The organism is Streptosporangium sp. NPDC006013 (assembly GCF_040614275.1).
Classification (GTDB): Bacteria; Actinomycetota; Actinomycetes; order Streptosporangiales; family Streptosporangiaceae; genus Streptosporangium.
This window is the reverse complement of sequence record NZ_JBEXUE010000016.1, coordinates 35,415-50,423: the sequence shown is the minus strand read 5'-3', so window position 1 is coordinate 50,423 and position 15,009 is coordinate 35,415. Positions and strand designations below refer to the sequence as shown.

12 protein-coding genes are annotated in these 15,009 nt (G+C 70.4%); 2 read left to right on the top strand and 10 right to left on the bottom strand.

The features are described from left to right. Window positions 1-102: 102 nt before the first annotated feature. From ABZ260_RS04745 to ABZ260_RS04735, 3 genes are read right to left on the bottom strand one after another with little or no spacing between them, the layout of a single operon-like run. Window positions 103-651 carry a hypothetical protein gene (locus ABZ260_RS04745; RefSeq protein ID WP_350926692.1) on the bottom strand — a complete coding sequence of 183 codons (549 nt, stop codon included), beginning with the start codon at window positions 649-651 and terminating at the stop codon, window positions 103-105. Next, on the bottom strand, window positions 648-2,054 hold the full coding sequence (locus ABZ260_RS04740; protein ID WP_355562544.1) for a HAMP domain-containing sensor histidine kinase: 1,407 nt from the start codon (window positions 2,052-2,054) through the stop codon (window positions 648-650). The genes ABZ260_RS04745 and ABZ260_RS04740 overlap by 4 nt, the downstream gene beginning before the upstream one ends. Continuing rightward, complete coding sequence (locus ABZ260_RS04735) at window positions 2,051-2,725, bottom strand: response regulator transcription factor (RefSeq protein WP_030910870.1); 675 nt, start codon at window positions 2,723-2,725, stop codon at window positions 2,051-2,053. The genes ABZ260_RS04740 and ABZ260_RS04735 overlap by 4 nt, the downstream gene beginning before the upstream one ends. 301 nt (window positions 2,726-3,026) lie before the next feature. On the opposite strand from ABZ260_RS04735, the gene ABZ260_RS04730 reads away from it, so the two are divergent. Beyond that, a complete protein-coding gene (locus tag ABZ260_RS04730; protein ID WP_355613031.1) occupies window positions 3,027-3,755 on the top strand; it encodes a transglycosylase SLT domain-containing protein in 729 nt (242 codons plus the stop codon). A gap of 60 nt (window positions 3,756-3,815) precedes the next feature. Next, entirely contained in the window at window positions 3,816-5,792 is a 1,977-nt protein-coding gene (locus ABZ260_RS04725) for a glycosyltransferase family 2 protein (protein WP_355613029.1), read from the top strand. A gap of 42 nt (window positions 5,793-5,834) precedes the next feature. On the opposite strand, the gene ABZ260_RS04720 is transcribed toward ABZ260_RS04725, so the two are convergent. The 7 genes from ABZ260_RS04720 to ABZ260_RS04690 form a co-directional block, all read right to left on the bottom strand. Next, complete coding sequence (locus tag ABZ260_RS04720; RefSeq protein WP_355613027.1) at window positions 5,835-7,184, bottom strand: tannase/feruloyl esterase family alpha/beta hydrolase; 1,350 nt, start codon at window positions 7,182-7,184, stop codon at window positions 5,835-5,837. Window positions 7,185-7,192: 8 nt separating this feature from the next. After that, window positions 7,193-8,215: an alpha/beta hydrolase gene (locus tag ABZ260_RS04715; protein ID WP_355613025.1), complete on the bottom strand. Its 1,023-nt coding sequence runs from the start codon at window positions 8,213-8,215 to the stop codon at window positions 7,193-7,195. 19 nt (window positions 8,216-8,234) lie between these two features. Continuing rightward, window positions 8,235-9,554, bottom strand: coding sequence for an MFS transporter (locus ABZ260_RS04710; RefSeq protein ID WP_355613023.1), 1,320 nt, complete (start codon window positions 9,552-9,554; stop codon window positions 8,235-8,237). A 206-nt stretch (window positions 9,555-9,760) separates the two neighbouring features. Then, on the bottom strand, window positions 9,761-11,815 hold the full coding sequence (locus ABZ260_RS04705; RefSeq protein WP_355613021.1) for a helix-turn-helix domain-containing protein: 2,055 nt from the start codon (window positions 11,813-11,815) through the stop codon (window positions 9,761-9,763). Between the two features lie 291 nt (window positions 11,816-12,106). Next, a complete protein-coding gene (locus ABZ260_RS04700; protein WP_355613035.1) occupies window positions 12,107-12,850 on the bottom strand; it encodes a 3-hydroxybutyrate dehydrogenase in 744 nt (247 codons plus the stop codon). A gap of 173 nt (window positions 12,851-13,023) precedes the next feature. Next, on the bottom strand, window positions 13,024-13,410 hold the full coding sequence (locus ABZ260_RS04695) for a tautomerase family protein (protein WP_355613019.1): 387 nt from the start codon (window positions 13,408-13,410) through the stop codon (window positions 13,024-13,026). Between the two features lie 188 nt (window positions 13,411-13,598). Further along, window positions 13,599-14,990, bottom strand: a complete 1,392-nt coding sequence (locus tag ABZ260_RS04690; RefSeq protein WP_355613017.1) for a class II fumarate hydratase — start codon at window positions 14,988-14,990, stop codon at window positions 13,599-13,601. Window positions 14,991-15,009: the final 19 nt, after the last annotated feature.

The following is a 15,009-nucleotide window of genomic DNA, read 5'->3' as shown; positions in this document are numbered from 1 at the left end:
GCGGTCGCGGGTGTCGTGAGGCATCCGCGACCGCGCTTCGCGCGTCATTCGCGGGTCGGAGGGCGCCGGCCGTGGCCCACAACACCGGGCGTCAAGGAGCGCTCACGGCGGCAGCCGCACGCCGGGGGCCGCGAGCTTGCGGAACTCGAAGCAGGTGTGCTCGCCCATCGACTCCGGGACTCCGGGGAAGAGCCGGGTGATCTCGACGCTCCAGATGCTCTCCTGCTTGTTCTGCCGGATGGTGCAGGTGATCTGGGCGAGGCCCTCCTTGGAGATCCTGCCCTCGCCCGTGATGATCACATTCAGCCGGTAGCCCAGGCTGTCGTCCGGATCGTTGCGCTGGTCGGTGTTGTCGGAGTACCGGGTGGTCTTGGTGTCGTAGTGGCTGAAGTTGTTGAGCGCGCTGGTCAGCCCCCGTTTCGGCGGCTGCTTGCCCGCCCGGAAGAGAGTGTCGATGATGTTCTTGGCCGAGTCGGAGACCACCGGGATCCTGGCCGGTTCCAGCCGTCCGTCACGGAGCAGATAGACGGTCACCCAGGTCGGGCTGTAGCTGATCACCGGTGGGCGGCCGTAGTCCTGGACCTCGGTGGGAGAGATGCCGCATCCGCACAGGACCGCGAGGGCGGCGAGCAGGCAGGTGAGGCGTCTCATGCCGGGGGCAGCCAGACCGTGAAGAGGGTTCCCGGCCGCTGCGCGCGGACCGAGATCGTGCCGCCGTGCAACTGGGCGTTGGCCCGCGCGATGGACAGGCCGAGCCCGCTGCCGTCGCCCCGGGCGCCCGCCTTGTAGAAGCGGTTGAACACAAACGGCAGATCCTTGGCGGGGATGCCCTTGCCGTGGTCGCGCACCTTCACCTCCAGGCCGTTCGGAGTACTGCGGGCGGTCACCATCACGGGAGGCTCCCCGTGGCGTAGGGCGTTGCCCACCAGGTTGGCCACGATGACGTCGAATCGCCGGGGATCGACGGAGAAGACCAGTCCCTGGGGCACGTTCACCCGTACCTGGTCCGACCAGCCGCGCATCTCCAGGCAGTCCCAGATCACGTCGATGATGTTCACAGTGTCCACGTTCAGCGTCGCGGTACCCGAGTCGAACCGGCTCGCCTCGATGAGCTGCTCCACCAGGGTCCGCAGCCGCGCGATCTCCCGCAACACCAGCTGCACGGCGGCCGCGGGCTCGGGTGGCAGCCGCTCGGCCTCCTCGGAGAGCATGTCGGTGACCGCGGTCATCGCGGTCAGCGGGGTCCTGAGCTCGTGGGAGACGTCGGCGACGAAGCGGCGGGACATCGCCTCCAGCGAGCGGAGCTCGGAGACGCTCCGCTCCAGGGCGGCGGCGGTGTCGTTGAACGTGGCGGTGAGTTCGGCGAGCTCGTCCTGGCCGTGCACGGGCAGGCGGGTGTCCAGGTGGCCGGCGCCGAGCGCGCGGGCCGCGGAGCCGAGCCGCCTGACCGGCAGCAGGAGCTGCCGGGCCGACAGCAGTCCCAGGGCCAGCGCGATGATCAGCATGGCGACGCTGGCGACGGCCAGCGGCTGCCGCAGGCCGCTGAGAAGGCGCTCCTCCTCGATGAGGGGGGCGAACACGAAGACGGTCATCCCGGTGGGCTGGGCGGTGTGGATGGGCTCGATCCGCCAGACCGGGGTGCCGATGAGCAGCCACATGCCGCCGTTGATGGTCTGTCGCTTGGCGACCATCCGCTGGGTGGCCCTGGCGGCGAGGTCGCCGGGGACGTCCCTGATGCCGAATTCGCCGTCGGGGTAGAGGAAGTCCTCGTAGCGGACCACCACCCTGCCGCCCTGCGGGCGCAGGCTCTTCTGCAGCGCGCTGATCTCGTCGTCGGTCGGCGGGCTGTCCCCGGGCCAGAGCGCGCCGATGGGCACCCTGATGCCCTCCAGGATGTCGCGCACGTCGCTCACGGCCACCTGCTCGGCGCGTCCGATCATACGGCTCTTGACGAACTCGTAGCCGATCCCGGCGACCAGCGAGGAGGCGGTGACGGCGATCAGGGTGAAGGTGATCACCAGACGGCCGCGCAGGCCGGTGTGGGTACGTTTCACGGTGGGCTGAACCGGTAGCCGAATCCCCGTACCGTGTGGATGAACTCGGGCTCGGCGGGAACCGCCTCTATCTTGGCGCGGACCCGCTGGACACAGGCGTCGACCAGCCGGGAGTCCGCGACGTGCGTGTGGTCCCAGACGGCCCGCAGCAGGTATCTGCGGTTGAGCACCTGGCCGGGATGGCGGACGAGTTCGAGCAGGAGCCGCAGTTCGGTGGGGGTGAGGTGGACCTCGCGGCCGCTCAGCGACACCTTCAGCGCGCCCCTGTCGATGACCAGGTCGCCGAAGGTGATGCGGTCGGAGGCGACCGACTCCATCCGGCGCAGGACGGCGCGGATACGGGCGTCCAGCACTCGCGGCTCGACCGGCTTGACCACGTAGTCGTCGGCCCCGGCCTCCAGCCCCACGACCACGTCGAGGTCGTCGCCCCTGGCGGTGAGCAGGATCACCGGAAGCTGGTCCAGCCTGCGGATGCGGCGGCACACCTCGACGCCGTCGATGCCGGGCAGCATGACGTCCAGGATGGCGATCTCGGGGCGGCGGGACCTGATGTGCTCAAGCGCCTCCTCACCGCTGGCGTATGCGGTGACGGAGTGGCCCTGCCGGGTGAGCGCCAGCTCCAGTCCGGTCCTGACCGAGGGGTCGTCTTCGACGAGGAGGATGCCTGCCACCGGGTAATCATTCTCCCAAGGCTTGGATGGATCTGCCAGGTCACGAACCCTGACATAAGGCAAACAGTACCCGAATAAGGTAGTCAAACCATGATTCGGGCGCTCCCGTGATCACATAGAGAGGCGAAGCGGCGCCGTAGGGTAAAATGTGAGCAAAATCACTTCCATCTTTTCCTTGCCGGGAAAGCGCCCGTGGCCTGGTGATTAGCTTAGGAGAAGCTCGGCGGATCCCGTATGGCGCCGACCAAGTCTGCCGATCCGGTTGCGGACCACCCCCCTCCGCACGGCAAGCTCATAGGTCGTGAGTCCAGGATCACAGCAACTGAAGGACCGCTCGGCGGCGCCCCGTGCCCGCCGTGCGAACCGCAGAACGGCCAGGACGAAGGCGCCGGGCCGTCTGACCCCCAAACGCGTCCTGATCCTGGGCACCGCGGTCGTGGTCGTGGTGGGTGGCGGAGCCTTCACCGCCTACACCGCGGTCCAGAACGCCTCGGCGCCGCCCACGCAGCCGCTCACCCTGGAAGAGATGGCGCAGGTGCTCGGCTCCGACCCGTTCGGCTCCGACCTGGGGTCCGACATGCTGAAGGCCCAGGCGGCTCAGGCGCTCAAGGCCGACAAGATCGCCGCAGAGCGGGACAACCGCAAGGTGCTCAACCCGGTCAAGATCGTTGACGAGGCGCCGGGCGGTGGCGGGTTCAATCCGCAGCGACTCCCCCCGGGCACCGCCAACCCGACCGGCAACAGGGCGCTGGGCAAGCAGATGCTGGAGTCCAGGGGCTGGGCCGACCAGTGGGGCTGCCTGGAGAAGCTCTGGATGAAGGAGAGCGGCTGGAACGAGCGCGCCATGAACACCTCCAGTGGCGCCTACGGCATCCCCCAGTCCCTCCCCGGCCACAAGATGGCCAGCTCGGGAAGCGACTGGCAGACCAACCCGGCCACCCAGATCGAGTGGGGGCTCACCTACATCAAGGGCCGCTACGGCACGCCCTGTGGGGCCTGGGCCCATTCCCAGGCCAAAGGCTGGTACTGAGAGACCAGGACTCGGCAAGTCTGACCGTCTCCCGGCCCCGGGCATCGCACCCTTGGCCGCATGGATGTGAAGGTCAGCGTGGTAGTGCCGGTGCACAACCCCGGTGATGGCGCCGACGCCTGTATCCGGTCGGTGCTGGAACAGTCGATGGCCTCCGAGGACTACGAGGTGATCTTCGCCGACGACGGCTCCGACGACGGGATCCAGCAGCGCCTCGACGCGGTGGCCGCGGTGCGGTCGAACGTCAAGGTGCTCCACCTGGAGCGGACCGGTTCGCCGATGCGCGGCCGCAACGTCGCACTCATGGTGGCCAGAGGCGAGTACGTCTACATGCTCGGCCAGACCGACCGTCTGGAACGGATGGCTCTGGAGCTGATGTACCGGCGTGCCGTGGAGACCGAGGCCGACATCCTCATCGGGCGGCTGGTCGACGACCAGAAGCCGCCCTCCCCGGTCTTCGACGTCAACCGTGAGCGTGCCGACGTGGTCAAGGACCGGCTGCTCACGCTGCTCACCCCGCACAAGCTCTTCCGCAGGGCCTTTCTCGACGACGAGGCGCTGAACTTCTCCGACCCCGGCGGGCGCCTGGCCGAGCAGGCCTTCGTCGTCCGCGCCTACCTGCGGGCCAAGATCATCGTGGTCATGGCCGGCCAGGTCTGCTGTCACGTCGCCGAGCGGACCGAGCCGCAGGAGGACCCGTACGTCTGGGCCGCCGAGTTGCGCGAGCTGCTCGACATCATCGACGACGAGGTCCCCGAGGGCCGCAGGCGCGATCGGATGTACGCCCAGTGGTTCCGCACTGCGGTGTTGCGACGGCTCGGCGGAGGTGCGTTCGCCACCTCCTCCCTGGGCCGGGCGGCCACCTTCACGACCCTGCGCGAGCTGGTGGTCCAGCGTTTCCCCCCGCGCCTCGACCTGCTGCTGCCGGTGCAGTTGCGGGCCCGCGCCGCGCTGCTGCGGGCGGGCCGGCTCGACCAGCTCGTCATGCTGGCCGGAGCCACCCAGGGCATCCACCTCCAGGCCGACCTGATGGACGTCGTCTGGGACGACGGCGTGCTCACCATGGGGCTGACCGTGGAGATCATGCAGTCCGACGGCACCCCGATGCGCTTCATCCCCTACGGGCAGGACGGCCTGCTCTGGGAGCCTCCGGTGCCCCTGGACGGGCTCCGCCTCCCACCCGAGATGGCCGACGTCAGCCAGGCCGCTGCCAGGGCACGGTTCGAGGTCTACATCAGGCACGAGGAGACCGGGGTCGTCTACTTCCTGCCGGTGGAGTGCTCGATGATCCGCTGCCGTCACCGTAACGGGGTCAGGCTCCAGGTCACCGGCACGGCACGGCTGGACGTCGACTCGGCGGCCGTGGACGGCCCGCTGCCGCCGGGGCTCTGGGAGATCCACGTGCGCATGTACGGGGGGGCTCAGCAGGCCCGTACCCGGGTGACCGGGTCCCCGCTGAACTGCACCGGGGTGGTCGCCGACTACTCCAAGCGGCTGGTCGTCCCCTGGTGGTCGGACCGGGGGGAGCTGGGGATCTGCGTGGAGCCCCGCTCGTTCTCCGAGTCGATCGTCCTGGTCTCGCCGGGTACGACGGTGATCAGGCAGCGCAAGCACGTCTTCGTGGTCGTGCCCGTGCCGTACGTGCCGCCGAGCGGGGGGCCGCCCGTGGAGCTGGTGTTCCGCCAGACCACCGGCAGGGAACGCGAGGTCGCCGCGCCCGCCCTGGTCGAGCCGGGCGTCCCCGGGCAGCTCGCCGGGCGGCTGATCGCCAAGATCCCGACCCGGCTGGCGTACCGGGAGGGGTTCCTCGCCCCGGGCGTCTGGGCGCCCTTCCTACGGGTGGACGGTAAGGAGACCGGGCTCCGCTTCAAGATGGAGATGAACCGCGGCGGGCGGGTGGAGATCCTCAAGTCCGCCGCGGCCCGGCCTCCCGAGCCCTGGTACCCGCTGCTGAAACGCCTCGCGCTGCGGATACCGGGGGTCAGGAACGCGGTCCGGGTCACCAAGACCATGCAGCGCCGCTACATGCTCAGCTGACATTCGCCGGGCAGAGACCGGTCACCCGTACCGACGGCCACATCAGGCGCCCAGCCGGCACTCGTTGGGCAGGTCACCGCCGGAGGGCCTCGGCAGGGTCGCGCTCGGCGGCGGGTTCTGCCCGCGCTCCACCCAGCCCTCCATGGCCTCGAACGCGCTGCGGAAGCACGGCAGCAGCGGGCGAAGCCTGTCGGGGTAGGCGGCGTAGAGGCTGTCCACATGGGTTCCGTCGGTGACCCGGTAGTACCGGAACGGCCGGTGCCCGCCGACCATCTCCGCGTAGACGTCACCGGAGCGGGAGATCGGCAGCAGCGTGTCCAGCGTGCCGTGGATCGTGATCAGCGGCTTGCCGATCCGGCCGGTGAGCCCGATCTTCCGCACCGCCGCGTACGGCTTGCGCGCGTCGTAGTCGTAGTCGGCGTCGCAGGCGGGGGTGCCCGAGGCGCAGAACGGGGTGCCCGCCTCGGTGTCGCCGTCGAAGGTGGGGTCGAGTTCCTCGCGGTAGACGCGCTGGGTCAGGTCCCAGTAGTACTGGTAGTGGAAGGGCCACAGGAACTCCGACCCGCGTGCGAACCCGGCGTCGTACATCGCCTGGGTGTCGCCCGCCGGGTAGGCCCGCAGTGCCGGGGGCAGGTAGTTGAGCAGGTTGTCGCCCTTGACCCGCCAGAGCGTGCCCTCCCAGTCGATCCCGCCGTCATAGAGCCAGGCCCGGTTCTCCAACTGCCAGCGGACCAGGTATCCGCCGTTGGAGATGCCCGCCGCGTAGGTCCGCTTCGGGAGCCTGCCGTAGCGCTGCGCGACGACGGCCTTGGCCGCGACCGCGACCTGCGTGACCCGGTCGTTCCACTCCGCGACCGCGTCGCCGGGCCTGCGGCCGTCCTGGTAGAAGGTGACGCCGACGTTGCCCTTGTCCGTCACGGCGTAGGCGTAGCCCCTGGCCAGCGCCCAGTCGGAGATGGTGAAGTCGTTCGCGTACTGCTCCCTGTTGCCGGGGGTGCCCGCGACCACCAGCCCGCCGTTCCAGTCGTCGGGCAGCCGGAGCACGAACTGCGAGTCGTGGTTCCAGCCGTGCGTCGTGTTGGAGGTCGAGGTGTCGGGGAAGTAGCCGTCGACCTGGATGCCGGGCACGCCCGTGGGGTTGACCGCCCCCGCTGGGTGCAGGCCCGCCCAGTCGGCCGGGTCGGTGTGCCCGGAGACGATCGTGCCGGCCGTCGTGAGGTCGTCCAGGCACGCCTTCACCTGGTGCTCGGCCCCCGGCACCACCACCCGGTCCAGCCGGGCGCAGTGCGCGGAAGAGGTCCCCGCACTTGCCGCGGGGCCACCCACCAGAAGAGCGGCGAAGAAGACGGCGGCGAGCCCTCCGGCCCAACCACGACGCGATGGTGTTGCCATGGACACTGTCAGCTCCGCTTCAGATGGTCGTTGAGGGCGGTGCGGAACTCGATGGGGCGCTCGATGTGCGGGCTGTGACCGCTGTCCAGGACTACCTCGGTGTACGGGCCGTACCGTTCCAGGACGGCGCGGGTCTGGGTGATCATCGGCTGCGCGGGGGTGCCGGGGGAGCCGGGGACGACGCCCAGGGCGCCCAGGTGGGCCAGGTCGAACAGCGAGGTGTCGGAGACGATCACGTCGGCCTCGCCCCTGACCCACAGGATCGGCGGCTTCGGGTCGATCGTGTGCAGGTCGTCGATCCGGAAGTGCGTCGGTGAGAAGGAGTTGAGCACGCCCCGCGTGCCGGGACGCACCCCTGGCCACTCCTCCGACGCCACCGCGTCGCCCGGGTAGTGGTCATCGCCGACCCTCGTGGAGAGCATCGACGCGACCAGGGCGTCCTCGTCCTTGATCACTGTGCCGGGCTTCACGTACGTGGTCCGCATCACGTTCCTCGGTGACGTCGGGGAGTCGTCGGAGGTGTCCCCCGCCGCGAGCAGCTTCACGAAGTCCGGGTTCGCCGACCCGCCGCCGGCGCCCGTGCCGTCGGGGTGGTTCAGCGCCCCGTCGGGGCCGTGTGTGCCGCCGAAGCCGTACGGGGAGACCGGATTGACCAGCGTCACGCTCCGCACGACGGCCGGCCGGTCCCGCAGCGCCTGCAGCACCACCCCGCCGCCCATGCTCCAGCCGACCAGGTGCACGCCGTCCAGCCCGAGGGCGTCGATGAGGGCGAGTACGTCGTCGGAGTAGTCCCGCAGGCCGCGGGTGGCGTCGACCGGGGCCGGCTCGGTGTCGCCGAAGCCCCGCAGGTCGACGGCGAGCGGCCGGTGGCCCGCCTCCGCCAGGGCGAGCAGCGTGTCCCGCCAGAAGGCGGAGCTCGACACGTTCCCGTGCACGAACAGCACCGTCTCGCCACCTGTCGCCTCATCGGCGGCGGACAGCACGTTCTGGGTGATGCGGGCGGTGGGTACCCGCCGGTTCTCGATGCGCATCAGATGTCTCTCCATATGCTCAGCGGGTGGTCGGTGCCTCGTCGCGGGTACCGAGGGTGACGAGGTCACGTCCCCGGGTCTCACGTGAGACGTACACGGTGATCAGGGTGACTATGGCGGCTCCGACCACGTACAGCATGACCGGCAGCGACGACTCGTAGGCGCTCAGCAGGGCCACCGCGATCAGCGGGGCCAGGCCGCCCGCGATGATCGAGGCGAGCTGCGAGCCGATCGACACGCCCGAGTAGCGCATCCTGGTGGCGAACAACTCGGAGAAGAACGCCGCCTGCGGGCCGTACATCGCACCGTGCAGGATCAGCCCGACGGTCACCGCCAGGGTGACCGCGGCGAAGTTCTTCGTGTCGATCAGCGGGAAGAACGCGAAGGCCCACAGGCCCACCCCGGCCGCGCCGATCAGGTAGACGGGGCGGCGGCCGAGCCGGTCGGAGAGCGCCCCCCACAGCGGGATCGAGACGAAGTGGACGGCCGACCCGATCAGCACCGCGTTGAGCACGACGGGCTTCGTCAGCCCCGCCGACGTCGTCGCGTAGACCAGCACGAACGCGGTGAGGATGTAGTAGGAGACGTTCTCCGCGAAGCGGGCGCCGATCGCGGTGATCACGTCCCGCCAGTGGTGCCTGAACACCTCGACGATCGGCATGGACGGGGCGGGCTCGGCGTTGGCGACGGCCTGCTGGAAGACCGGCGACTCGCTGATGGACAGCCGGATCCACATGCCGACCAGTACCAGCGCGCCGGAGAGCAGGAAGGGCACCCGCCATCCCCAGCTCAGGAAGGCCTCGTCCGTCTGGATCGCGGCCAGCGCCGCCAGCACGGCGGTGGCCAGCAGGTTGCCGCCGGGGGCGCCCGCCTGCGGCCAGGAGGCCCAGAATCCGCGGCGCGCCGCGTCGCCGTGCTCGGAGACGATGAGCACCGCGCCTCCCCACTCACCGCCGAGGGCGAAGCCCTGGACGAGCCGGAGCAGGGTCAGCAGCAGCGGTGCCACCATGCCGATCGCGGCGTGGGTCGGCAGGCAGCCGATCAGGAAGGTCGCCCCGCCCATCAGCAGCAGGCTGAGCACCAGCAGCTTCTTGCGGCCGACCCGGTCGCCGTAGTGCCCGAAGACCAGTGCGCCCAGCGGGCGGGCCACGAAGCCCACCGCGTAGGTCAGGAACGCCAGCAGGGTGCCGGTCAGCGGCTCCGACTCGGGGAAGAAGAGCTTCGGGAAGACCAGGGCGGCGGCGGAACCGTAAAGGAAGAAGTCATACCACTCGATCGTGGTGCCGATGAGGCTGGCGCCGACGATCTTTCCGATGGGGGTTCGGGTTTTCTCTGCCATCTCACTCACCAGGGGAAGTCGCTGTTGGGGGGATTTCGGCTACCGTACGTAGTGACCGGCGTCACTCCTATGGGGATGACAGCCATAGCCGACAAGCGTCCTATGTGGGTGTTCGGGGCCGTGCGATACGCCCGCGGCGGCCGGGCTCGGCGGCAGGGGCTCGGCGCCGCCGGGGATCGGAGCGGAGGACCGCGTGGGCCGCCGAGTCAGCCGCTGAGGCGGTGCAGGCGGAGAGCGAGCTGGATCTCCAGGGCCCGGTCGGGCGCCTGCCAGTCGTCGCCGAGGAGCTGGCCGATCCGATCCAGGCGCTGGGTGACCGTGTTGACATGGATGTGCAGGGTCTCGCTCGTACGCGACAGCGAGCCGCCCACGCCGAAGTACGCGGTGAGCGTCCGCACCAGCGCGGTGCCCTTGCGGGCGTCGTAGTCGATCACCGGGCCGAGCGTCGAGGTGAGGAACGCCCCGATGTCGCGTCCCTCGCCGACCAGCAGTCCGACGAAGCCGAGCTCTCTGGCGTCGGCACCGTCTCCGGCCCGCCCCAGGGCCACCAGGGCGTCGGCGCAGCGCTGGGCCTCCCGATGCCCCGCGGCCACCTCCGCGGCGCCGCGTACGGGTCCTCCGGCGCCCGCCGTGGCCGGGTGGCCCAGCGAGGCGCTCAGCTCGGTCGCCACCCGCTTCGCCAGCGGGCCGGGCCGGTGCCCCGGCAGCAGCAGGACCACCTCGTCACCGCGCTGGGCGGCCAGGCCGTGGTGCAGGGCCGCCTGGGAGGACGCCCAGAAGGCGGCCCGCTCCCGCCCGCCGCCGTGGCGGACCACGACCACCACGTGGTCGGCGTCCAGGTTCACGCCCACCCGCCGGGCGCGGTCGGCCAGGCCGTCGAGTTCGGGCCGTGAGATCAGGTCGTCGAGCAGCTCGCCCCTGACCCGGCCCTCCGCCTCGGCCACCGTGCGCCGGAACAGCAGCAGCAACGCGGTGACCAGCGCGGCCCGCTCCAGGATGCGATGATCGGCGTCCGACATCTGGCCGCCGTTGCGCAACACCAGCGTGCACAGCGGTTCCGCACCCACGTCCACCGAGGCGACCAGCAGGTTCCCCCGCCACACGGTGCGCCCGAGTGCCCTCGACGACCGCGCGGCGTCCGCGATCACGTCCGCCGCCTTCCGCGGCGGCTGCCCGGAGCCCTCCTTCCGCCCGGCACCGGACCTCCGGGCCGGCTTCCGCGCCGACCTCTGGGTGGATCTCGGTGCCGATCTCTGCTCGGATTCCGCCCGGTCGAGCGTCTCCTCGTCCAGCGTGCCCTCCAGCACGCTCGCGTCCCCGGCGATCGGGCGTCCGGCGTCGTCGAGCACCGTCAGCGAGCCGCCGAGCACCTCCGTCACCACCGCCGCCACGTCTTCGACTCCGCCGCCGCGCAGCACCAGACCGGTCATCCGGTCGTGTGCGAGAGCCGCGCGTTCCACCGCTTGGCTGTGCGCGTTCACCTGCCGGCTGGCCTCGCTGAGCTCCTCCAGCGCGTTCCTGGTCTCCTGCAGCAGCCGGGCGTTGTCGATCGCCACCGCCGCGTGCGCGGCCAGCGAGCCGAGCAGCACGACCTCGTCCTGGGTGAAGGGCCGCACGCTCCGATTGGCCGCGAACAGCACCCCGATCACTCGAGTGCCCAGCTTGAGCGGCACGCCGAGGATGGCGACCAGCCCCTCCTCCAGCACCGCGTCGTCGATGTCGGTCTTGTGCCGGAAGCGCGCGTCGGCGAAGTAGTCGGCGGTCGAGTACGGGGTGGCGGTCTGGGCCACCAGCCCGCCGAGACCCGCGCCCATGGGCAGCCGTAGCGCCCGGAACTTCGCCGAGACCGAGCCGTCGGTCACCCGCATCCAGGTGTCGCCCCGCTCGGGGTCGTGCAGTGTCATGTAGGCGGCATCGGTGCCGAGCAGCTGCCTGGCCCGGTGCACGATGGCCTCCAGGACGGCGTCCAGATCCCGCAGTCCCGCGAGGTCGCCGGCCGTGTCGAACAGCGCGGACAGCTCCGCCTCACGCTTCGCCCTGCGCCGCAGCAACGCCCGTACCTTCAACGCGGTGAGCTTGGCCTCTTCCAGCTCGGCCAGCGCCTCCGCGCCGATCCCGGCGCTCCTCGCCGCGAGAACGGGTCCCTCGAACTCGACCGCCGACGCCTCCCTGGCCAGCAGCTCAAGAAAGACAGTGTTAATTGCGACGCTGGCGCGTCGCGGTTCGGACGCTCTTACCCGGCTCCTTCCCTCGTCACTCATCCGCTTCGCTCTGTGTTGTCGGCGACGCCGGCGCGTCGCGGTTCGGCCGCTGGGATCCGGCTCCTTCCCTCGTCGTTCATCCGCTTCGCTCCTTCACTCCTCAGTCCAGTCGCCGGCGCGGCCTCACGGCGCTCCTCAGTCCAGTCGCCGGCGTGGCCTCACGGCGCTCCTCGGTCCAGTCGCCGGCGCGGCCTCGCGGGTAGTCCCTTGGGATGGGGCGTTTGGCCCGTCCCTTATGTCGCGACCTTATGGGCGCTCCTCGGTCCAGTCGTCGGCACGGTCTCATGGGGGTCAGCGGGCGGTCCAGCCGCCGTCGAGGGGGAGGGAGGTGCCGGTTATGGAGGAGGCGTGCGGGCCGCAGAGGTAGGCGACGAGTTCGGCTACCTCCGCGGGTTCGATGAGCCGTTTGATGGCGGCGGGGGCGAGCATGATCTGCTCGACCACCTCGTCCCTGCCGATGCCGTGGGTCCCGGCCTGGGCGCCGATCTGGTTCTCCACCAGGGGGGTGCGGACGTAGGCGGGGCTGACGCAGTTGGAGGTGACGCCGTGCGGGGCGCCCTCCAGGGCGATCACCTTGGACAGCCCTTCGAGGGCGTGCTTGGCGGTGACGTACGCGGACTTGTAGGGCGAGGCGCGGAGCCCGTGGACCGAGGAGATGTTGACGATCCGGCCCCAGCCGCGCTCGTACATTCCCGGCAGCGCCTCCCTGACCAGCAGGAAGGGCGCCTCCACCATCACTTTGAGTATTTTGGAGAACACCTCGGGGGGAAACTTCTCGATCGGGGCGACGTGCTGGAATCCCGCGTTGTTCACCAGGATGTCCGTGCCGGGCGGGATCGCCCGGGTGAAGTCCGGTGCCGACAGGTCCGCGACGACGGGTGTCCCCGAGATCTCCGCGGCGACCTTGGCCGCAGCCTCGGCGTCGATGTCGACCACCAGCACGTGTGCTCCGGCCGCGGCCAGCCGGTGCGCGCAGGCGCGCCCGATCCCGCTGCCCGCCCCGGTCACCACGGCGCGCCGACCCGCTAGGTCCATCATGCTGCCGAATCTAGGCAATGACCTGAATCCCAGCCCATGTCGCCCACCCCCACACTCCATTCCCGGTATATGTGGCCTGACCCCGCCCTCCCGCCCGGTTCGGGGAGATGTCGATGCGTGCCGGAGTACGAGCCTCCCGGGCCGGCCACCGCCGAAGGGAAGGCGGTGTCTCAGATGGTGACCGGATACATGAGCGTCAGCTCGTCGCCGGGGAGGCCGCGGATGCCCCAGTTGACCTTGGGCGACTCCATGATCACGATCTCCAGGTCCTCGGCGGGGAGATCGAGTGCCTCCCCGGTCCTGGTGAACAGGGCGCGGATCAGCGCGCGCTTGGCCTCGTCCGATCGGCCGCCGAAACAGACGATCTCCACGATGAGGTACCGCTCGCTCCGCTGCGGGCAGACCAGGTCCTCGGCGTCCAGCAGCAGGAACCGGTGGAACCGCTTGTCCTCGGGGAGCTGCCAGACGTCCACCAGGCAGCCGTGGACGGTGTCGGAGATCTCCTGACGCCGGCCGGACCACACGTCCCGGCGGCCGTAGAACTTGATCTGGGTCATGTCTCGCAGTTTCGCAGGTGACCGGTGCACGGCGCGGGTCGGGTCGCGGCTCCGGGCACCGCCCTGCGGATCTCGCCGTGGCGTGGGCCGGTCAGGCGGTGCCTCGCGAGGCGGGGAAGGGAGCCGCGGCACGACGCGGCGGGGCGCGTCCGGGCGACCGTGGTGAGCGGAGGCGCGGCAGGCGGGGGCTAGGACGGAGGCCGGGTCATGGACAGCACGTCGAGCAGGTCGTCGAGCCGTTCCTCGGTGAGGGAGCCGCTGGCGACGTGGCCGCGCTCGATGACGACCTCGCGGATGGTCTTGCGCTCGGCCAGGGCCTGCTTCGCTATCTTGGCGGCCTCCTCGTACCCGACGTAGGGGTTGAGCGGGGTGACGATCGACGGTGAGGACTCCGCGTACTCGCGCAGGCGGTCGGTGTTGGCGGTTATGCCGTGCACGCACCGGTCGGCCAGTAGCCGGGAGGCGTTGGCGATCAGCCGGATGGACTCCAGGATGTTGCGCGCGATGACCGGGAGCATCACGTTGAGCTCGAACGTGCCCGAGGCGCCGGAGAAGGCGATGGCCGCGTCGTTCCCGATGACCTGGGCGACGACCATGGTCACCGCCTCGGGGACGACCGGGTTGACCTTGCCCGGCATGATCGACGAGCCGGGCTGGAGGTCGGGCAGGTTGATCTCGCCCAGCCCCGCCCGGGGGCCGGAACCCATCCAGCGGAGATCGTTGGCGATCTTGTTGAGCGAGACCGCGACCGTACGGAGCTGGCCGGAGAGCTCCACGATGGCGTCCCGGGCCCCCTGGGCCTCGAAGTGGTCGGGAGCCTCGGAGAACGGCAGCCCGGTGGCCTCGCGCAGCTTCTCGATGACCTTGGCCGCGAAGCCGGGAGGGGTGTTGACGCCGGTGCCGACCGCGGTACCGCCCAGGGGCAGCTGGGCGAGGTGCGGGAGCGCGCCGCGCACCCGCCCGATGGCGTTGTCGATCTGCGTGGCGTACCCGCCGAACTCCTGGCCCAGCGTGACCGGGGTGGCGTCCATCAGGTGCGTGCGCCCCGCCTTCACCACGCCGTCGAACTCCAGTGACTTGTCCCGCAGTGCGGTGGCCAGGTGCCGTAGGGAGGGGAGCAGGTGGTACGACACCTCGGTCATGGCGGCGACGTGGATGGAGGTGGGGAACACGTCGTTGGACGACTGTGAGGCGTTCACGTGGTCGTTGGGGTGGACGGGGCGCCCCAGCCGCTCCTCGGCGAGGGTGGCGATCACCTCGTTGGCGTTCATGTTGGAGGAGGTGCCGGAGCCGGTCTGGAAGACGTCGACGGGGAACTCGCCGTCCCACTCGTTCTCCGCGACGTCGGTGGCGGCCTCGGCGATCGCCTGCGCCATCTCCTTGTCGAGCACCCCCAGTTCGGCGTTGACCTCGGCGGAGAGGGCCTTGATCAGGCCGAGTGCGGAGATGTGCGGAACCTCCAGCCCGCGCCCGGAGACGGGGAAGTTCTCCACCGCCCGCTGGGTCTGCGCCCGCCACTTCGCGCCCGCAGGCACCCGCACCTCGCCCATCGAGTCATGCTCGATCCGATACTCGCTCATACGTCCAGTCTGCGTCCCA